Here is a 20,099-nt window from a genome sequence, read left to right on the forward strand (position 1 = left end):
TGGACTCAGCCCTTCACGGCGCCGTCGGTCAGTCCGTTGACCGCCTTGCGCTGCAGGAAGATGAACAGGATCAGGATCGGTACGGCGAACAGGGTCGACGCGGCCATGGTCGCGCCCCAGTCGGTGCCGAACGCGGTCTGGAACGAGGACAGCCAGAGCGGGAGGGTCTGCGCCGCCTCCTTCTTGTTCAGCATGTTGACCAGCGGGAACTCGTTCCACGCGGTGATGAAGCCGAACAGCGAGGTCGACATCAGGCCGGGGGCGAGCAGCGGGAAGATCACCTTCACGAAGGCCTGGGTGCGGGTGCAGCCGTCCACCATGGCCGACTCCTCCAGTTCCTTCGGCACGGCGGCGATGAAGCCGCGCAGCGTCCAGATCGTGAAGGGCAGCACCATCATCAGGTAGAAGGCGGTCAGCGGCACCAGGCTGTTGAGCATGTCGTTGTCGCGGACGATCAGGTACGCCGCGATGACCATGACCTCCCAGGGCGCCATCTGGGCGGCCATCACGACCAGGACGAAGCCCTTGCGGCCGCGGAAGCGCATCCGGGCGATCGCGAAGGCGGCCAGGGTGGCGATCACCAGCGAGCCGAGCACCGCGCCGACGGTGACGATCAGGCTGTTGGTGACGTACGTCCAGAAGTGCGGGACGTGCACGGCGCGGTCGAAGTGCTCGAACGTGCCGTTCAGCGGCAGGAAGACGGGGTCCCGGCTGACGATGTCCTTGTTCTGCTTGAACGCCGTCGTGAACATCCAGTAGACGGGGAACAGGAAGAAGACGAAGAGGACGACCGCGATCAGGTTCGGCCAGGTGCGTCCGATGAGCGAGCGCCTCACAGCTCGTCCTCCTGCTTGAGAATGATGCGGAAGTAGTAGGCCATCAGCGCGGCCAGCATCAGGATGGTGAGCACCGCGATCGCGGAGCCGACGCCGAAGCGCTGGGAGCCGATGCCCTCGAGGAAGGCGTGCACCGGCAGGGTGCGGGTCAGGCCGTCCGGCCCGCCCTTGTTGATCAGGTAGACCTGGGTGAAGGCCTTGAACACCCAGATGACCTCCAGGAAGGTCGTGGCCAGGAGGAAGGGCTTCATGATCGGGAAGATCACCGCGCTCCAGATCTTGCCCGAGCCGGCGCCGTCCATCCGGGCGGCCTCGTAGAGCTCCTTGGGGATCGTGGTCAGGCCCGCGTACATGTTGAACGCCACGAACGGGACCGACTGCCACACGATCAGCAGGATGATCACGAAGAAGGTGGAGTACTGGCCGCCGGTCCAGTTGAAGTGGGCCATGGAGTGCCAGCCCAGCTTGTCCAGGAACCAGTTGACGACGCCGAAGTTCTGGTCGAAGAGCCAGGTGTAGACGGTGGTCGCGGCGACCACCGGCATCGCCCAGGCCAGCAGCAGGGCGACCGAGAGCGCCAGCCGCATCCACTTGCCGAGGGTGTTGAGCAGCAGGCCGATCAGCGTGCCGAACACCATGATCAGCACGACGTTGACCGCCGTGAAGACCACCGTGCGCAGGGTGATCGTCCAGAACTCCGAGCCGGAGAGCTGGTCCGTGTAGTTGCCGAAGCCGTTCCACTCGGTCAGGTGCTGGATGAACTGCCGCTTGTTGAGGTTCTGGAACGACACCACGGCCGTCTCGACCAACGGCCAGAGCAGCAGGACGAGGGTCACCGCGATGGCCGGCAGCAGCAGCAGGTACGGGGCGAACCTGGACGCCACGCCGGGCCCGTCCGACGGTCTGCCGCCCCTGCTCGGGGTGCGCTCGGCACCGGGGGTGGTGGGCGTGGACGCCACCACGGACTTCGTTGGCTCCGGGGACTGTGTCTGCACCCGTTCCGACTGCGCAGCCATCGCTCTCTCTTCCTTGCAAACCCGACCACGACGGAAGGCGCCGCCCACCGGCCCCCCGCCGGGAGCCGGTGAGCGACGCCGCTCGACTGCCTTACTGCTTCTGGTTGAGACGCTTCGCGATCTCGTCGTCGGCCTTCTTGGCCGCGGCGGCGTAGTCGCCGGTCAGCGCCGAGGTCAGGAAGTCCTTGATCGGGTTCGGCTCGTTCTCGACGTTGGTCCAGGTCGGGACGTTCGGGGTGGTCGCACCGTTGGCGGAGGCCGGCAGGGCGGCCTTGGCGAAGTCGCCGGTGACCTTGTCGTTGAGCGCGACCTTGTTCGGGATGAGGCCGGACGAGGCGATCATGCCCTCGTTCTTGTCGCTCATGGCGATCTTCAGGAAGCCCTTGGCGAGCTCGGGGTTCTTGCTCTGCTGGGCGATCGCCAGGTTCGAGCCGCCGAGGAAGACGCTGGACGGCTTGTCCGCGGTCTTGCCGGGGAGGGCGAAGTAACCGATCTTGTCGGCCGCCAGCTCCTCGGGCTTCGGGACCTCCCAGCCGAGGCCGATGATGGTGCCGATGTCACCCTTGGCGAAGACGTCCTTCTGCTGCGGGGTGGCCTCGTCCTTGTCCTTCGGGGCGGTGGCCGAGTAGCTCTGCAGCTTCTTGTAGGTCTCGAACGCCTTCTGGCCCTCGGGGCTCGACAGGCCGCCGACCCACTTGTCGCCGTCCTTCTTGGCGAGCTTGCCGCCCTCGCTCTGCAGCAGGCCGAAGTAGACGTACCACTCCTGGCCCGGCATGTAGAGGGCGTCGTTGACGCCGGGGACGGCCTTGACCTTGTCCAGGTCCTGGTACAGCTCGTCCAGGGTCTTCGGCGGGGCGGCGATGCCGGCCTTGGTCCAGATGTCCTTGTTGTAGGTCACCACGCGGTTGGTGAAGTACCACGGGGCGGCGTACTGCTTGCCCTCGATGATCGAGGACTCGCTCAGGTTGGCGGCCCAGTCGGCGCCGCCCAGGTCGGCCTTGTCCTTGGTGATGTCGAGCAGACCACCGGTGGCCGCGTAACCCGCGGTCTGGGTGTTGCCGATCTCCAGGACGTCCACCGAACCCTCGGAGAGGGCGGCGGTGACCTTCTGGCCGATGCCGTTCCACTTCTGGGTCTGGATCTCCAGCTTGGCACCCGGGTAGGCGGCGGCGAAGTCCGCCTTGACGCTGTCCTCCCAGCCCTTGGGGGCCGAGCCGTCCATCAGCCACACGGTGAGGGTCTTGCCGTCGTAGTTCTTGGCCGCCGAGGAGGAACCGCCCTCCTTCTTGTCGTCCGAGCCGCAAGCCGCCACACCGACGACCATTGCTGCGACGCCGACCGCCGCGATGAGCTGACGCTTCACGCCATCCTCCTGAGGGATGCCTGGGTTGCCCCCGTCGGGCGGCAGCGGCAGACCCACACAAAGCGGGGGGAATGGTGCCGCGGACCCTTCGAACGGGTGGGGGATTCATAGTTACCGGCCTAGTGGTGTAGACCAGCTGCCTGGAGCTTGGCCTAGACCAATGGGCCTGTCAACGGCTGTTCGACCGTTCTCGACCACCCGTTATCAAGCCGACACCGCACATCGTTCATCGCGTGATGAGGTATTCGTTCCGTAGCCATACATGCAACGATGTGAGCCGTTAACGATGAGGCGGGGTCAGCGAGGACCTCGCGAGAAGCGGGAGAACAGGTCCGATGAGCAGCGACGGGGGATCCACCGCCCAGGTCAACGACCCCGAGGTGAACAACCTCCCGACGCAGGCCGGAACCGATCCGACCGCGCGCGTCCCCAAGTACTACGGCCTGAAGCGGCACCTGCTGCAGCTCACCGAGACCCAGCCCGCCGGCACCCCGGTGCCGCCCGAGCGGGCGCTGGCCGCCCAGTTCGACACCTCGCGCACCACCGTGCGCCAGGCCCTCCAGGAGCTGGTCGTCGAGGGCCGTCTGGAGCGCATCCAGGGCAAGGGCACCTTCGTCGCCAAGCCCAAGGTCGCCCAGGCCCTCCAGCTGACCTCCTACACCGAGGACATGCGCGCCCAGGGCCTGGAGCCCGCGTCCCGGCTGATCGAGATCGGCTACATCACCGCCGACGACCGGCTCGCTCCGCTGCTCGACATCAAGCCGGGCGGCCGGGTGCTGCGGATCGAGCGCCTGCGGCTGGCCAACGGCGACCCGATGGCCATCGAGGTCGCCCACCTGTCCGCCAAGCGCTTCCCGGCCCTGCGCCGCAACCTGGCCAAGCACAACTCGCTCTACGCGGCGCTGCGCGAGGTGTACGGGGTCACCGTGGCCGAGGCCGAGGAGACCATCGAGACCACCCTGGCCAACCCGCGCGAGGCCGGCCTGCTCGGCTCCGACCTCGGCCTGCCGATGCTCCAGCTCTCCCGGCACTCCTTCGACGCCGAGGGCGAGCCGGTCGAGTGGGTCCGCTCGATCTACCGCGGCGACCGCTACAAGTTCATCACCCGGCTGAAGCGTCCGGAGTAGCCGCACCCCCACCGCACTTCGGGCACCGGCGCGCGCGACCCGCGCGCCGGTGCCCTTCGCGTTCCGTGACGGCCCCTCCGGGTCCCGCGCCGGCTGCGCCTCTCCGCCGCACCTCCGCCGCGCTCCCGCCGTGCCTCCGCCGCGCTCCCGCCGCATTTCCGCCGCCCCGACGGCGGACATCGGCCGCTCGCGTCCGACTGGTGGGAAGTTGCGTCAATTCCGGTGACATGGATCACCCCATGCTCTAGATTGCGCAGCCGTACAGACCTGACTGCCGATCACCGATGGTGCTGCTCGGCGGGCCCGTACGGCGCTCGGCGCCGACCGGGCTGCGGCGCCGACGGGGAACCCTCCGGAGCGGAGCCGAAGATGCCGTCTGATCCCCTCACCGTCGAAGATGTCATGCCCGAGCCAGCCGGGAGGCCCGTCCCGGCGGTGACGCCCGAACGGGTGCTGGCCGGCCTGGCCCTGCTCGTGCCGATCGTCGCGATGCTCTGGGTGTCCTCGTACGACAAGAGCGACCCGGCGGCGGCCGGCATGCCGTTCTTCTACTGGTACCAGCTGCTCTGGGTGCCGGTGTCGGCCGTGTTCACCGTCGCCGCCTACCTGCTGATCAACCGGGACGAGAAGGCCCGCAAGGCGGCCCGGAAGGGCGGTGCGCGATGAAGGACGTCAACGTGCCGGCCCTCGTGGTCTTCGTGCTGTTCTTCGCCCTGGTCACGGTGATGGGCTTCCTCGCCTCGCGCTGGCGCCGCGCGGACAACGCGGCGCACCTGGACGAGTGGGGCCTGGGCGGGCGCAGCTTCGGCACCTGGGTGACCTGGTTCCTGCTCGGCGGCGACCTCTACACCGCGTACACCTTCGTCGCCGTCCCGGCGGCGGTGTACGCGACCGGCGCGGCCGGCTTCTTCGCGGTGCCGTACACGATCATCGCCTACCCGCTGGTCTTCCTCTTCCTGCCCCGGCTCTGGTCGGTCTCCCGGGTGCACGGCTACGTGACCCCGGCCGACTTCGTGCGCGGCCGGTACGGCTCGCGGCCGCTGTCGCTGGTGGTCGCGCTCACCGGCATCCTGGCCACCATGCCGTACATCGCCCTGCAACTCGTGGGCATCCAGGCCGTGTTGGACGTGCTGGGGGTCGGCGGTGGGGAGAACGCCAACTGGTTCGTCAAGGACCTGCCGCTGTTCATCGCCTTCGGCGTGCTGGCCGCCTACACCTACTCCTCCGGCCTGCGCGCCCCGGCGCTGATCGCCTTCGTCAAGGACGCCCTGGTCTACATCGTGATCATCGTCGCGGTGATCTACATCCCGATCCGGCTCGGCGGCTACGGGCACATCTTCGAAGCCACCGCCCAGCACTTCAAGGAGGCCAAGGCCGGCTCGCTGACCATCCCCGAGAACAAGCAGTGGACGTACGCCACGCTCGCCCTCGGCTCGGCGATGGCGCTGTTCATGTACCCGCACTCGGTGACCGGCGTGCTGGCCTCCAAGTCCCGCAACACCGTGCGCCGCAACATGGCGATCATGCCCGCCTACTCGCTGATGCTGGGCCTGCTGGCGCTGCTCGGCTTCATGGCGGTCGCGGCGGGCGTCGGCAAGGGCGTCAAGGGCTACAACTCCCAGCTGTCGGTGCCCCAGCTGTTCGCGAACATGTTCCCGGACTGGTTCACCGGCGTGGCCTTCGCCGCGATCGGCATCGGCGCGCTGGTGCCGGCCGCCATCATGTCCATCGCGGCGGCCAACCTGTTCACCCGCAACGTCTACAAGGAGTGGCTCAAGCCCGCCGCCACCCCCGCCGACGAGACCCGGGTCGCCAAGCTGGTCTCGCTGCTGGTGAAGGTCGGCGCGCTGGTCTTCGTGCTCGGCATGGACAAGCAGGCCGCGATCAACCTCCAGCTGCTGGGCGGCCTGTGGATCCTGCAGACCTTCGTGTCGATCGTCGGCGGCCTGTTCACCCGCTGGTTCCACCACTGGGCGCTGTTCGCCGGCTGGGCGGCCGGCATGGTGTACGGCACCTGGAAGGCGTACGGGATCGCCAGCCCCGCCACCAAGCACTTCGGCGGCAACTCGGCCGAGATCCCCGGCATCGGCGAGATCGGCTACATCGGCCTGACCGCCTTCGCGCTCAACCTGATCGTCTCCGTGGTGCTCACCCTGGTGCTGCGGGCGGCCAAGGCGCCGGAGCTCCCGGACGAGACCAAGCCGTCCGACTACAGCGCCGAAGCCGGCGACGACGAGCTGAAGAACGCGCCGGAGCCCGTAGCGGCGCACTGATTGGCGCGGTACGCGCCCTGTGATCGCGCCGCCTTCTCCGTGAACACTGGAGAAGGCGGCGCGATCATATGTATGAACAGGCGTGCACGCCGGGCACCACCAGACCGGACCGGCATCCGGCCGGGACCTGATCGACCACGGGGAGCTCGCGGCCATGGCAGAACTCGGCACCACCCTCAACGGCCAGCACCAGTCCACCCAGAGCCAGCACCACCACGCCACCACGCAGGGCCAGCACGGCACCGCCCCGGGCCAGCACGGCGCCGGCCACGGCCAGCACACCGGCGTTCACGGGCAGCACGCCGCCGCCCACCGCCCGCCGACGGCCGGCCGGCTGCCGTCCGTGCTGATCGCCACCCGGCACGGGGAGTCCACCGCCAACGTCGAGTTCCAGCTCGCCGAGGCCGTCGGCGCCCTCAGCGTCCCGATCAGCTGCCGCGACGCCGACATCCCGCTGTCGCTGAACGGCCGGCGGCAGGCCCAGGCGCTCGGCCACTGGTGGGCCGCTCTGTCCAGCGCCGACCGCCCGCGCAGCGTCTGGTGCTCGCCGTACGTGCGCACCGCCGAGACCGCCCGGATCGCGCTCGCCCAGGCCGCCGGGCTCGGCGCCGTCCCGGTCACCCTGGCCGTCCGCTACGACGAGCGGCTGCGCGACCGCGAGCTCGGCGTCCTGGAGATGCTGCCCAAGGCCGCGATCGAGGCCAAGCACCCGGAGGAGGCGGCCCGGCGGCGCAAGATGGGCGAGCTGTACTACCGCCCGCCGGGCGGCGAGTCCTGGGCCGACGTCGCGCTGCGGGTGCGCAGCCTGCTGCGGGACCTCTGCGAGGAGGAGGCCGGACGGCCCGTCCTGCTGGTCGCCCACGACTGCACGGTGCTGATGCTCCGCTACGCGCTGGACCGGCTCACCGAGGACCAGCTCACCGCGCTCGGGCCGGTGCACAACTGCTCCACCAGCCTCTGGCGGGCCCAGGACGGGCGGCTGCGGCCGGACGGCTGGAACGGGGTCGGGCACCTGGCGTTCGGGGAGGACTGACGGCCGCCCTCCCCGGCGGGCCTCCCGGCCGGCCGTCCAGCGGGCCGTCGGGCCGTCCGCCCTGCCGCCCGCCGGGCCCGTTCGACCCCGCAGAGCCGCCCCGCACCGGGCTCCGGCACACTGGCCCGATGGACTTCCTCATCCGCCAGGCCCTCCCCGAGGACCTCGCCGACGCCGGCCGGATCACCGTCGAGGCCTTCGTCGGCGACGGTTTCACCAACCCCACGGGCAGCTACGTCGAGCTGCTGCGCGACTCGGAGCGCCGGGCCCGGGAGGCCGAGCTGCTGGTCGCCGTCGACGCGGCCGGAGCCGGGGTCCTCGGCTGCGTGACCTTCGCCGTCGGCGGCACCGAGTGGGCGGACATCGCCACCCCGCGGGAGGGCGAGATCCGGATGCTCGCCACCGCCCCCGCCGCCCGCGGCCGCGGCGTCGGCGAGGCCCTGGTCCGCGCCGCCGTCGCCCGCAGCCACGAACTCGGCCTGGCCGGCATGGCCTTCTCCACCCGCCCGGAGATGACCACCGCCCACCGCGTCTACGAGCGAACGGGCTTCCGCCGCACGCCCGAGCGGGACTGGGCCCCGTACCCGGGAATGGACCTGATGGTCTACACCATGGCGTTCTGACCCGGCCTCGGGGCGCCCTCCGGGGTCACCGGCCGTGTTCCCGGCCGGTGACCGACGGACGATCAGCAGACGTCTTTTGATATAAACCACAGATCAAGACGTGCCCATGGACACGTCGCGACAGTCGATCGACCCCGGGGGAACAGACCACATGGACGACGGGCCCGGCATCGGCGCGCCCGCGAGCGGGCCCACGCTCCAGGACATGCGCAGGAGCAGGGGCGTCGAAGCCCCCGCCACCAGCCGCTACGCGATCCCCGCACCGGTCCCGGAGCCCCGCGGACCGCTGCCGCCGTCCGTCCGCTTCAAGGCGGTGGACGGCCTGCGCGGCCTGGCCATCGCCTCGGTGCTGCTGTACCACACCAACTGGTTCCAGAACGGCCTGTTCGGCGTGGACGTCTTCTTCGTCCTCTCCGGCTTCCTGGTCACCCTGGTGCTGGTCCGCGAGCTGGACCGCACCGACGGCATCCGGCTCGGCGTCTTCTACCGCCGCCGGGCCAAGCGGCTGCTGCCCGGCCTGTTCGCCACCATCATCCTGGTGGTGGGGCTGTCCGCCCTGGTCAGTCCGCTACGGGACGTCAGGGACCTCCGCCCGCAGGCCCTGGCCGCGCTCGCCCAGATCGCCAACTGGGCCCAGCTGTCGCGCGGTGACGCCTACTGGCAGCACTTCGAGTCGATCGACCCGCTCGCGGCCATGTGGTCGCTCAGCATCACCGAGCAGTTCTACGCCCTCTGGCCGCTGCTGCTGCTCGCCGTCTACGGGATCTGCCGCCGCTCCGTGCGCGCGGCCGGCTTCGCCACCGCCGGACTGTTCGTCGCCGCCGCGCTGGTCGCCCCGCTGCTGTGGAACGGCCACAACAGCGACCGCCTCTACCTCGGCACCGAGACCCGCGCGGTCGGCTTCGCGGCCGGCGCCACCGCCGCCTTCGGGGTGTACCTGTGGCTGCGCCGCAAGGTGCGCGCCGGGGCCCCCGGCGGGCCGCGCCCCCGCCTGCGCCTGCCGGCCGGCCCCGTGCTGCCCACCCTGGTCGGCACCGCGGCGCTCGGCGGCCTGGTGTGGGCCAGCCTCGCCGTCGGCACCTACCACGAACCGTGGCTCTACCAGGGCGGGCTGGCCGTGGTCGCGGCCCTCGCCGCCGTCCTCACCGTCTCGCTGTGCCAGGAGCGGGGACCGCTGGTGTGGCTGATGTCGCTGCCCCCGCTGCGGCTCACCGGCACCATCTCCTACAGCCTCTACCTGCTCCACCTGCCGGTGTACTGGCTGCTCCAGCACTACGTCGACGACATCTCGCCGAAGAAGCTGCTGGCCATCGGCGCACCCGTCTCCTGGGTCCTGGCCTGGCTGCTGCACACCGGCACCGAGAAGCTGCGGGTGCTGCGCTGGCGGGCCTTCCCGGCCGTCCCGCTGGTGGCCGTCACCGCCGCGGTGGCCACCACCGGCGCCTGGTACCTGCCCGCCTGGGTCACGCACGACATGAAGTCCGGGCCGGACGGCAAGCCGATGGTCCTGCTGCTCGGCGACTCCTTCTCCCAGGACCTCTCCACCGGCCTGTACCGGCAGGGGGACCGCTACCGCGTCGTCGACGGCGGGATCAGCGGGTGCGGGGTGTTCGGCCCGGAGAAGGTGCGCACCACCTCCCGGGAGGAGTTCGAAACCAGCCAGGAGTGCCGCGACCGGAACGCCGCCTGGGACCGGCAGCTCGGCGCCGGGCCGCAGGCCGTGGTGGTCCACCTCGGCTGGGACGCCGCCGAGCAGTACCTCGACGGCAGCTGGCTCAACCCGTGCGACGAGGACTACCGGACCCGCTACGGCGTCCGGCTCTCCCAGGCCGTGGACCAGATCCGCCGCCGCGCCCAGGGCGCCCAGGTGCTGCTGATGAACGAGCGGGTCGAGAACGGCGCCATCAACAAGACCTGGGGCACCTGCTACAACCAGCAGATCGGCGACTTCGTGAAGGCCTCCGGCGGCGCCGTCCGGCTGCTCGACCTCAACGCCTTCTACTGCCCGTACGAGACCTGCGCCTGGAAGGACAAGGAGGGCCACCTGGTCTCCCCGGCCAACGACGGGGTGCACCTCACCCGGGCCGGCATGCGGTTCGTCACCCCGTGGCTGGAGAAGGAGATCGCGGGCGCACTGGCCGGCGCGGCACCGGGTCAGCCCGCCGCGGCGCCGACCCCGACCCCCACCCCGACGCCGACGGCCTCGACCGCCCCGACCCCCGCGCCGACGGCGACCCCGACCTCGTCCACCAAGCCGACGGCCGGCCACACCTCGGCGAAGCCCACCCGGACCCCGAGCACCAAGACGACCGCGCCCCAGGGCTAGGGCGTTGCCCGCCGGAGGCCCGGCGGGCAACATCCCTCAGGAGGGCGGCAGTTCGTAGGTCTGCGCGAAGCAGGTGCGGATCGCCTGCTCGGACGCGGGGCGCCCGGCGAAGTCCATCCGCGGGGTGTCCTGGTTGGTCGGCAGGGTCGGGTCGATGCCGAAGTAGAGCGACCAGAAGTACACCCCGCCCAGCTTGCGCTCCTGCGCCACCTGGCAGACCGCGGTGAACCAGGCGGCCTGGACGGGCTCGTTCAGCTCCCGCTTGGTGTAGAAGTCCCCGGGCGTCTTGTAGGCGCCCTTCTGCGCCGGGATGCCCACCTCGGTGAGCTTGGTGGCGGGCTGCGGCCCCGCGCCCCGCTTGTCGAGCCAGCCGTTCCAGCTGGCCACCAGGTCGGCCACCGGGGCGTCGTCGCCCGCCGACTTGGCGGGGAAGTAGGCGTCCACGCCGGTCCCGTCGGCCGGCAGCGTGAGCGGCCCCTTGGACCAGTTGTCCCAGTTGGCGTCGTAGACGATCTGGCCGCGGAAGGTCTTCCTGGCCTGCTCGATCAGGCCGGCCCAGTGCGGGTCGTTCTCCAGCGAGTTGAACTCGGTGCCGACGGTGAACTCGGTCGCGGAGTGCTCCTGGGCGGTCTTCAGGTACGGCGTCAGGAAGGCGGTGTAGCTGGCGAACCAGGCGTCCTTGTCGGCGGGCGCGATGTTGCCGCGCCACACGCCGGTGGCGGAGTAGTCGAACACCTCCTCGTCCATGATCGGCCGCACCGTGGTGCGCAGGCCGGCCCGGTGGGCGGAGTCCAGCAGCAGGGCCAGTCGCTCCGGGCTCGGGGTGGTCGCCCGGGCGGCGACGGCGTTCGACTTGGGGCCCGTCGTGTAGTACGGGAAGGTCACCGACAGGGAGTTGGCGTTCAGCCCGACCACGTACTTGACGATGCGGTCGACCTTGCCCTGGACGAAGCTCTCCGGGTCCGCCGGGTCGTCCAACCAGTACACCTGCACGCCCCACTCGGGGCTGCCCTTGGTCCACGGACGGGCCACCTTGGGGCCGTCGTCCTCCACCTGCGGCGTGTCCTTGCCGAAGCCCCAGACCCGGCCCTGCTCGGTCGGGGCGCCGGCCCAGTGCACCGTGGTGGGGCGGCGGTGGTCGAACTTGATCGGATGGTCCCCCCAGACCACCGGGATGCCCACGGTGAGGGCGACCACCACGGTCGGGAGGATGAAGATGACGGGGCGCTTCACGGTCGTGCTCTCCGATCAGGCCGGCTTGGCGATGACGACGAACTTGTTCTCCTCGCGCTTCAGGAACTTGATCAGTCCCCGCAGCCCGCCCCAGCCCTCCAGGAAGGAGAACAGCGGAATGGCCGCCACCACCACGATCGGCTCCCACCACTTGCGCCGGTGGTTGGCCGAGGCCACCACGTTGAGCCGCAGGCCCTCCCAGTACGTCCAGATGACGTACGCGAAGTTGATCGACCAGACCAGCACCACGGACTGGGTGACCGGCGAGGTGTTCCAGGTGCCGGTGAACCACGCCACCAGCAGCACCAGGCCGACGTGCTGCAGCGGGCCGAGCACCCAGCTGACCATGCCCATCCCGATGAACAGCCGGTACCGCAGCGGGATGGTCTTGTTGAAGCAGAGCGCGACCAGGCCCCAGGCCCAGCGCTCGCGCTGCTTGAGGAAGTCCTTGACGCCGGCCGGCGAGGCGCCGTAGCAGCGGCCGTTGAACCAGTCGCTGCGGCCGGGGTAGCGCTGGCAGAAGTTGAGCGCCATCTGGGCGTCCTCGACGATGGTCTTCGGGCCGAAGTCCCAGCCGATGGTGGCCTCCACCGAGGAGCGCACGATCAGCAGTTCGCCGTGCACGCCCGCGATCGGGGTGCCGGTGCCGGTCATCGCGCGGAAGCGGGCGATGTCGTCGGCGGGGCGGATCGCGTCGGCGAGCCAGGTGAAGGTGGAGACGGCGTTCTCGCGCGGGTACGTCAGGATGCCCTGCGCCATGTGCTTGGCGTCGTCCCCGGCCCGGCGCTGCCGGTTGACGAACTGCGCGACGGCGGCGGCGGTGTCCGGGCCGACGCCGGTGTCGTCGTCCATGTGCAGCACCCAGACGTCGTCCTCGGCCTCGCCCTCCTCGATCCGCAGCTCGTGCGAGTAGTGGTTGGCGCGGGCCTTGAACTTGGTGCCGTTGGGCGTCTCGTACGCCCTCGGCACGGTCACCACGCGGATCAGCGGGTGGCGCTCGGCCAGCTCGTCGATCTTCTCCGCGGCGGCGCAGCCCTCCTCGGTGAGGATGTCCACCCGCATCCACGGGAAGTACGGCGGGAGGTGCTCCACGTACGAGAGCACCGAGCGCTCCAGCGCGGGGTAGGTGTCGTGGCGGCCGATGGTCGGCACCAGCACGATCAGGAAGTCGTCCTCGACGGGCGCGGCCGGGGTCATCCGGCTGACCTGGCGCAGCCGGCGGCGGACCATCAGCACGCCCTGGAAGCCGATCAGCACACCGAAGACCGGCATGCCCCACAGGATGGTGATCGCCCAGCCCAGCGCGGTGGGGTTGGGCACGTACGCCCACAGCGAGAACGTGAAGATGATCGCGAAGGAGACGTAGAACGGCGTCACCCGGGGCTTCCACGACATCTGTCGCTCGGCGAGCCGGGCGGCCTCGCGGGACGTGGTCAGCACCGTCCGCTCGGCGGTGGTCGATGACATGGCGGTAGCGCTTCCTCGTCTGGTGTCGTCCCGGCCCCGGGCGGGGCGCGGGTCGTTCGTGAGCGTTCAGCCGCGGGGCGGTCGGCCCCCGCGGCGGTCGGCCCCGGGCGGTCAGCCCTGGGGTGGCCGGTCCGCCGGCGGCGGCACGGCCGGGCCGGGCGGCACCTGGCCGGGAGCGACCGGGCCGGGGGCCGGCGCGCCGGGCTGCGGCGGGGCGGCGGGCCACGGCTGGGCGACGGCCGGCGGGTACGCGCCCGGCTGGGCGGGCTGCTGCGGCGGGTACGGCGCCGGCCGGCCGGGCACGGGCTGCCCCCAACCGGGCTGGGGCTGCGGCTGTCCGGGCAGTGGCTGGGGCCACGCGGGCTGCGGCTGGGACAGCGGCTGCGGCTGGGGCTGCGGCCAGGCGGCGGGCTGGGACCACGCGGGCTGCGGCTGCGCGGACGACAGCGGCGCCGGCGCCGGCTGCTCACGCCAGACCGACCGGGCCAGCAGCACGATCAGCGCCGCGGTGACGACCACCCCGAGCCCGAAGGTCGCGAGCTTGAGCCAGCCCTCGGTGGTGCCCGTGAACCACTCCCGCTGCGGCTTGTCCAGCAGCGCGCCCACCAGGCTGCGCACCCGGTTGTACCCCTCGACCAGCGCGACACCGGCCGCCACGCCGAGCGCCCAGTTGCGCCCGCGCAGCAGGAGGATGCCCGAAGCCAGGTACAGCAGGCCGTAGTTGAGGCTCCCGGTCTCGGCGAACACCGAGGAGCCGCCGTAGTAGAAGATGCCCTTGAGGTAGGTGGCGACGCCGACCTGGCCGAAGCAGTTGTACCCGGCCCAGCAGAGCAGCAGCACGCCCCAGCTGACGGCCACGCCGCCGGCCGCGCGCATCGGACCCGTCCGTGTCATCCCGTATCCCCCGCCCCCTCCGGACCCGTCCCGGCCGTCGGCCCACCCTCGGCTTCGCCGCCACAGGATGCCACACGGCGCAACCGCGCCGGAATTCCACCCGTACGGCCGAGCCCCGCGGCACCACCCGCCGCACGGCGCCGGCGGCCACGCCGGAGGTGGCGTCGGCTCAGCGCACGTGCAGGCCGCCCCAGTCGACGTTCGCCCCGAACGGACCGGAGCCGCCGGTGAGCGCCAGCGGGCTGCGGTACGTGGCGGTGACGTCCGCGACCGAGTTGCGCGGCTGGTCCGGGGTCAGGTTGTTCGCGGTGAGGGACTGCCCCCAGACCGTCCAGATCGTCCAGGGCGTGCGCCGCAGGGTCTCCGGCTGGCGGGAGTTGACCGGGACGGCGAAGGACTCGGCCAGCATCCGCGGCTTGCCGTAGGCGGACAGCCCGTCGTAGTACCGCTTGGTCCACACCTCACCGGTGCCGATCGGGTGCGCCGGGCTGCCGCTGTAGTCGTCCACGCCGACCACGTCGACGTACTGGGCACCCGGGTAGTAGTCCCAGGGGTCCACGCCCGGGGCACCGTCCCAGGACACCGGCGTCCAGACGAACAGCAGGTTGTGCAGCCCCCGGGTCTCCACCAGGTACCTGTACGTGATCTTCCACAGCGCCTGGTAGTCGGCCGGCTTCTGGCCCGCCCACCAGAACCGGCGGGAGCAGTCCAGCACGTTCATCTCGTGGTACGGGCGCAGCAGCACCGGCACGTCGTGGGCGGCCAGGTACTCCAGGTGGTCGGCCAGGTAGGACAGGTCGGTGATCAGTGCCCGGTACTCGGGGGTGTCGTGGGCACCGTCCACGACCCGGCCGAACCAGTCGGGGTCCTTCGCCACCGGCGAGTTCGAACAGAGCACCCGGTCGAAGGACTTGACGTCCGAACCGGGGTAGGGCTGGTGGAAGGACATGCCGACGATCCCGGCCGGGCCGCCGCCGTTGTCGGGCAGTTCGGTGCTGCTGCCGTCGCAGTTCTGCTGCACGCCCGCCGCGCCGTAGCCGCCGTCCTCGGCGCGCGGGTGGCCGTTCCAGACGGCGGAGAGCAGGTCGACGGCGTCGTCGGTGTACTGCCAGCCGGCCCGGCAGGTGGGCCAGCGGCCGGCCGAGTAGGACCGGGGATTGCCGACGCCCCAGCCGTTCTGGCCGTAGCCGGGGCCGAGGTCGGTCTCCACGAAGCCGGGCAGCTTGCCGGTGATGTCGGCGGCCTTCTTGTAGTAGTAGCCGACCTGCTTGGTGCCCCGGTAGTCCCCGTACTCGGGGTTGTTGCGCTCGTTGTGCGCCTCGACGTGCTGGCCGATCACCGTGCCGCCGCTCTGCCCGGTGCGGGCCTGGGACTCCAGGTCGGCGAGGAACTGCTGGACGGCGCGGGCGTTCGGCGAGGCCTGCGGGTCCCGGGCGAGCAGGTCCCGGCCCACCTCCGGCGGCAGGGTGCGCCCGGGCAGGCCGACCGACACCGGGACGCGCGGGAGCTGTTCGCCGTCGGCCCGGCCGTCGTGGTCCAGCAGGAGGACCGCTCCCGCGGCGGCGACGATCCCGGCCGCGGCCAGGACGGCGGGCTTGCCGCGCAGGGCTCTGGGCAGGGCCACTGACCGCTCCTCCGGTTGCTCGCCGGCGCCGCCCCCCACGGACGCAACCGGAAACGCGTACGACATGACTGTCCCGAGAGCCTGCCACACTCCCCCCGGCCTGCGCGAACAGTAGGCCGGGGGGCCGGGGTGTCACGGCGGATCAGCCCGCCGTGCCCGCCCGCGGGACGCCCCGGCGGATCAGCCCGCCGAGGCCGGAGCGGTGCCCTGGACGCCGGGCGCGGCCGAGGACGCGGCCTTGGCGCGCTTGAGCAACTGCCCCTTCACGTGCTCCGCGAACCCGGAGGCCGCCGCGGTCGCCGTGGCGTCCGGGGCGTTGCCGCCCTTCGCCGAGCCCTCGACCGTGAAGTAGCCGTACCGGCCCAGGCTGTTGTGGGTGCCGGTGCAGCCGGCGCCGGCGCAGAAGGCCGGCGCCCCGGCCGCCGGCGCGCCCTTGAGCTGCCCGGTGAAGTTCTTCAGCGCGGTCTCGGCCTGGAGCTTGCGGTCGAAGACCGCCACCCCGACGGTGACCGCGCTCTCACCGGAGACGTACGTCGCCCGGAGCACCTGCTGGCACCCCTGGTCGCCGAGCACCTTGCCCAGCCCGCCGGTCGTGGAGTTCCCGTCCCAGCAGGGCGAGTCCAGCGCCACGACGGTCCGGTTCCAGGTGGCGCCGTTGATCGTCACCTGGAGCGCGGAGAACAGTGCTCCCGCGTCCTGCGGCGCCGGGTCGGTGGCGGCCTCCCAGATCGGCTTGGACGGGTCGTCCGGCTGGCCGCCCGGCGTGCCGGACGTACTCGGAGGCACGACCGGCTGGGTGCTCTTGACGGCCGTCGGGGAGCCGTCGTCCTTCTTGCCCTTGAACAGCACCACACCGCCGGCGACCAGGCCGCCCACCACGGCGACCGCGGCCACCACGCCGATGACCCTCATCCGGCGACGGCGCTTGCCCTCGGCCTCGTTGCGGTCCGCCAGCGCGTCCCAGTCCGGCTCGGCCCGCTGCGGCGGGACCGGCTGCTGGGGCTGCTGCTGGAGGTGCCACTGGGGCTGCGGCTGGGGGGCCGGCTGGGGCTGCTGCTGCGCGAAGGGCGGCGGCGCGACGGGCTGCGGCTGGGCGTGCGGCGGCTGCCCGACCGGCGGAGCCGGCTGCGGCGCGGGCGCGACCGGCTGCGGCACCGGCGGGATGGGCTGCGCGACCGGCTGCGCCGCCGGCACGACCGGCCCGTACGAGGCCGGCGGCGGCCCGAAACCCCCGCTCGGCGGCGGTACCGGACCAGGTACCACCGGCTGCTGACTCTGTGCGCCCCCCGGCCCGGCGGGAGGCGTTCCCTGCGGCCCCTGCCCAGGTACGCCAGTTCCGTCGCTCATGCGCCCAGATCGTAGGGCATCCTCGTGTCCGCCGATCCTCCCGGTGACCATTCCGTATCGAAACCAGGACGCCCCCGGCCCGGTTCCGGGGCCTCGCAGGGCCATCCGGGGCCACGTTTCCGGTACCACCGGTCATCGCCCCGACACGCGGCGCCGCACTACATCTGGGGTCGCTTCAGGGAGACACCACTACATGTATGCTCGCTTCTGCTGTCGATGCAGGGGAACCCGGTGCGAATCCGGGACTGCCCCGCAGCGGTGTGCGGGCGGCTCCAGCAGCCGTACCCGCGAGTCCGATGACCTGCCGACAGCGTGCGCCACGGCCCTCCCGCAGAGGCCGCGCCGACACGAGCAGTACCCCTCCGGGCCTCGCGGGCGGGCCGGGGAGTCACCGTCGCGCGACGCCGTCTGCGTTCGTGCCGTGCTCCCCTGCCCCGATCGGCCCGGTGGCCCCCGATCACCGCCGCCGATCGCCGCCAGGAGAGAGCGCCTTGACCACCGCCGCCTCAGCCACCCTGCCCGCCCAGGGCACCGGTACCGCCTTCACCGACCCGACGGTCTCCGACCCCGGCGGCGCCCTGCTGCGGCTGCTCACCGACCGCAGCACCGACCTCACCGAGGTCGACCCCGGCCATGTCGCCGCCGCCGCTCTGCGCGGCCGCCACGCCGGCTCGGACTTCGCCGAGCTGCGCGGGCTGGCCGTGGACGCCGCCGCATCGATGATCGCCGAGGACCCCCAGTACTCGAAGCTGGCCGCCCGCCTGCTCGCCCTGGAGATCGTCGACGAGGCGAACAGCCAGGGCTCGGTGTCCTTCTCCGCCTCGATCGCCGTCGGCCACACCGAGGGCCTGATCGGCGACACCACCGCGGACTTCGTCGCCAAGCACGCCGCCGCCCTGGACGCGCTGATCGACACCACCGGCGACGACCGCTTCGAGTACTTCGGCCTGCGCACCGTGCAGTCCCGCTACCTGCTGCGCCACCCGATCACCCGCAAGGTGATCGAGACCCCGCAGCACTTCCTGCTCCGCGTCGCCTGTGGCCTGGCGGTCGGCGACAGCGAGCAGTCGGTCCGCGAGGTGGCCGAGCTGTACGGCCTGATGAGCCGCCTGGAGTACCTGACCTCCTCGCCGACGCTCTTCAACTCCGGCACCCGGCACCCGCAGATGTCGAGCTGCTACCTGCTCGACTCCCCGCTGGACAACCTGGACTCGATCTACAACCGCTACGCGCAGATCGCCCGCCTCTCCAAGCACGCCGGCGGCATCGGCCTGTCCTACTCGCGCATCCGCTCGCGCGGCAGCCTGATCCGCGGCACCAACGGCAAGTCCAACGGCATCGTGCCGTTCCTGCGCACCCTCGACTCCTCCGTCGCCGCCGTCAACCAGGGCGGCCGCCGCAAGGGCGCGGCCTGCGTCTACCTGGAGACCTGGCACGCCGACATCGAGGAGTTCCTGGAGCTCCGCGACAACACCGGCGAAGAGGCCCGCCGCACCCACAACCTCAACCTGGCGCACTGGATCCCGGACGAGTTCATGCGCCGGGTCAACGCCAACGAGGACTGGTCGCTGTTCTCCCCGGCCGACGTGCCGGAGCTGGTCGACCTGTGGGGCGCCGACTTCGACGAGGCCTACCGCAAGGCCGAGCAGGCCGGCAAGGCCGTCCGCACCATCCCGGCGCAGACCCTGTACGCCCGCATGATGCGCACCCTGGCGCAGACCGGCAACGGCTGGATGACCTTCAAGGACGCCTCCAACCGCGCCGCCAACCAGACCGCCCTGCCGGGCCGCACGGTGCACTCCTCCAACCTGTGCACCGAGATCCTGGAGGTCACGGACGACTCCGAGACCGCCGTCTGCAACCTGGGCTCGGTCAACCTGGGCGCCCACGTCGCCGCCGGCGCCTCGGCCGACGACCTGATCGGCGCGATGGACTGGGATCGGCTGGACGCCACCGTGCGCACCGCCGTCACCTTCCTCGACCGCGTGGTGGACATCAACTTCTACCCGACCACCGAGGCCGGGACGTCCAACTCCCGCTGGCGCCCGGTCGGCCTCGGCGTGATGGGCCTCCAGGACGTCTTCTTCAAGCTGCGGATCGACTTCGACTCGGCCGAGGCCAAGACCCTCTCCACCCTCATCGCCGAGCGCATCATGCTCACCGCCTACGAGCGCTCCGCCGACCTGGCCGAGCAGCTCGGCCGCCACGAGGCGTACGGCGAGACCCGCGCCGCCCGCGGCGAGCTGCACATCGACCACTTCCCGACGGCCGCCCCGCAGTGGGCCGACCGCTGGACGGCGCTGCGCGCCCGGATCGCCGAGACCGGCCTGCGCAACTCGCTGCTGCTGGCCATCGCGCCCACCGCGACCATCGCCTCCATCGCCGGCGTGTACGAGTGCATCGAGCCGCAGGTGTCCAACCTGTTCAAGCGCGAGACGCTGTCCGGCGAGTTCCTCCAGGTCAACCCGTACCTGGTGCGCGAGCTCAAGGAGCTCGGCGTCTGGGACCAGCAGACCCGCGACGCCCTGCGCGACGCCAACGGGTCCGTCCAGGAGCTGAACTGGCTGCCGGCCGAGGTGCGGTCGCTGTACCGCACGGCCTGGGAGCTGCCGCAGCGCGCCCTGATCGACCTGGCCGCGGCCCGCATGCCGTACCTGGACCAGAGCCAGTCCCTGAACCTGTTCATGGCGGCGCCGACCATCGGCAAGCTCAGCTCGATGTACGCCTACGCGTGGAAGGTCGGTCTGAAGACCACCTACTACCTGCGTTCGCGCCCGGCCACCCGCATCGCCCAGGCCGCGTCCGGCACCGCCAGGGCCGCCGCGCCGGTGCCCGTGAACACCCCCTCCCTCACCCCGGAGCAGGAAGCCGCCATCGCCTGCTCCCTGGAGAACCCCGAGTCCTGCGAGGCCTGCCAGTGAGCACCCCCGAAGACCG

The 20,099-nt window shown here is 71.5% G+C and carries 15 protein-coding genes and 1 riboswitch; of the genes, 7 read left to right on the plus strand and 8 right to left on the minus strand.

What is annotated here, in order from left to right; translation table 11 throughout:
* Nucleotides 1-5: 5 nt before the first annotated feature.
* From ACWDBB_RS15175 to ACWDBB_RS15185, 3 genes are all read right to left on the minus strand, one after another.
* Entirely contained in the window at nucleotides 6-836 is an 831-nt protein-coding gene (locus tag ACWDBB_RS15175) for a carbohydrate ABC transporter permease (RefSeq protein WP_392873278.1), read from the minus strand.
* Entirely contained in the window at nucleotides 833-1,852 is a 1,020-nt protein-coding gene (locus ACWDBB_RS15180) for a carbohydrate ABC transporter permease (protein ID WP_449790004.1), read from the minus strand. The genes ACWDBB_RS15175 and ACWDBB_RS15180 overlap by 4 nt, the downstream gene beginning before the upstream one ends.
* Before the next feature lie 91 nt (nucleotides 1,853-1,943).
* Nucleotides 1,944-3,215, minus strand: coding sequence for an extracellular solute-binding protein (locus ACWDBB_RS15185; protein ID WP_449790005.1), 1,272 nt, complete (start codon nucleotides 3,213-3,215; stop codon nucleotides 1,944-1,946).
* Between the two features lie 335 nt (nucleotides 3,216-3,550).
* On the opposite strand from ACWDBB_RS15185, the gene ACWDBB_RS15190 reads away from it, so the two are divergent.
* From ACWDBB_RS15190 to ACWDBB_RS15215, 6 genes are all read left to right on the plus strand, one after another.
* Complete coding sequence (locus ACWDBB_RS15190; RefSeq protein WP_449790006.1) at nucleotides 3,551-4,342, plus strand: GntR family transcriptional regulator; 792 nt, start codon at nucleotides 3,551-3,553, stop codon at nucleotides 4,340-4,342.
* Nucleotides 4,343-4,744: 402 nt separating this feature from the next.
* The gene (locus ACWDBB_RS15195; RefSeq protein ID WP_392873290.1) at nucleotides 4,745-5,008 is read left to right on the plus strand and encodes a DUF3311 domain-containing protein; all 264 of its coding nucleotides are present in this window, start codon (nucleotides 4,745-4,747) and stop codon (nucleotides 5,006-5,008) included.
* Nucleotides 5,005-6,615 (plus strand): monocarboxylate uptake permease MctP, encoded by a 1,611-nt coding sequence (mctP, locus tag ACWDBB_RS15200; RefSeq protein WP_449790007.1) that lies wholly within the window; start codon nucleotides 5,005-5,007, stop codon nucleotides 6,613-6,615. Before ACWDBB_RS15195 ends, mctP begins: the two co-directional genes overlap by 4 nt.
* Nucleotides 6,616-6,769: 154 nt before the next feature.
* Nucleotides 6,770-7,648 carry a histidine phosphatase family protein gene (locus ACWDBB_RS15205; RefSeq protein ID WP_449790008.1) on the plus strand — a complete coding sequence of 293 codons (879 nt, stop codon included), beginning with the start codon at nucleotides 6,770-6,772 and terminating at the stop codon, nucleotides 7,646-7,648.
* 128 nt (nucleotides 7,649-7,776) lie between these two features.
* Complete coding sequence (locus tag ACWDBB_RS15210) at nucleotides 7,777-8,271, plus strand: GNAT family N-acetyltransferase (protein WP_449790009.1); 495 nt, start codon at nucleotides 7,777-7,779, stop codon at nucleotides 8,269-8,271.
* Between the two features lie 151 nt (nucleotides 8,272-8,422).
* Entirely contained in the window at nucleotides 8,423-10,597 is a 2,175-nt protein-coding gene (locus ACWDBB_RS15215; RefSeq protein WP_449790010.1) for an acyltransferase family protein, read from the plus strand.
* 36 nt (nucleotides 10,598-10,633) lie between these two features.
* Here the strand turns inward: ACWDBB_RS15215 and ACWDBB_RS15220 are convergent, their stop codons facing one another.
* From ACWDBB_RS15220 to ACWDBB_RS15240, 5 genes are all read right to left on the minus strand, one after another.
* A complete protein-coding gene (locus tag ACWDBB_RS15220) occupies nucleotides 10,634-11,830 on the minus strand; it encodes a glycoside hydrolase family 113 (protein WP_449790011.1) in 1,197 nt (398 codons plus the stop codon).
* 15 nt (nucleotides 11,831-11,845) lie between these two features.
* Nucleotides 11,846-13,297, minus strand: coding sequence for a glycosyltransferase family 2 protein (locus ACWDBB_RS15225; RefSeq protein WP_449790012.1), 1,452 nt, complete (start codon nucleotides 13,295-13,297; stop codon nucleotides 11,846-11,848).
* 111 nt (nucleotides 13,298-13,408) lie between these two features.
* The gene (locus ACWDBB_RS15230) at nucleotides 13,409-14,191 is read right to left on the minus strand and encodes a hypothetical protein (RefSeq protein ID WP_449790013.1); all 783 of its coding nucleotides are present in this window, start codon (nucleotides 14,189-14,191) and stop codon (nucleotides 13,409-13,411) included.
* Between the two features lie 169 nt (nucleotides 14,192-14,360).
* Nucleotides 14,361-15,815: a glycoside hydrolase family 26 protein gene (locus tag ACWDBB_RS15235; protein ID WP_449790014.1), complete on the minus strand. Its 1,455-nt coding sequence runs from the start codon at nucleotides 15,813-15,815 to the stop codon at nucleotides 14,361-14,363.
* 180 nt (nucleotides 15,816-15,995) lie between these two features.
* Nucleotides 15,996-17,009, minus strand: a complete 1,014-nt coding sequence (locus tag ACWDBB_RS15240) for a hypothetical protein (protein WP_449790015.1) — start codon at nucleotides 17,007-17,009, stop codon at nucleotides 15,996-15,998.
* A gap of 350 nt (nucleotides 17,010-17,359) precedes the next feature.
* Nucleotides 17,360-17,485: riboswitch (cobalamin riboswitch) on the plus strand.
* Nucleotides 17,486-17,677: 192 nt separating this feature from the next.
* On the opposite strand from ACWDBB_RS15240, the gene ACWDBB_RS15245 reads away from it, so the two are divergent.
* On the plus strand, nucleotides 17,678-20,083 hold the full coding sequence (locus ACWDBB_RS15245; protein WP_449790093.1) for a ribonucleoside-diphosphate reductase subunit alpha: 2,406 nt from the start codon (nucleotides 17,678-17,680) through the stop codon (nucleotides 20,081-20,083).
* Nucleotides 20,084-20,099: the final 16 nt, after the last annotated feature.

This window comes from Kitasatospora sp. NPDC001095 (assembly GCF_053598615.1).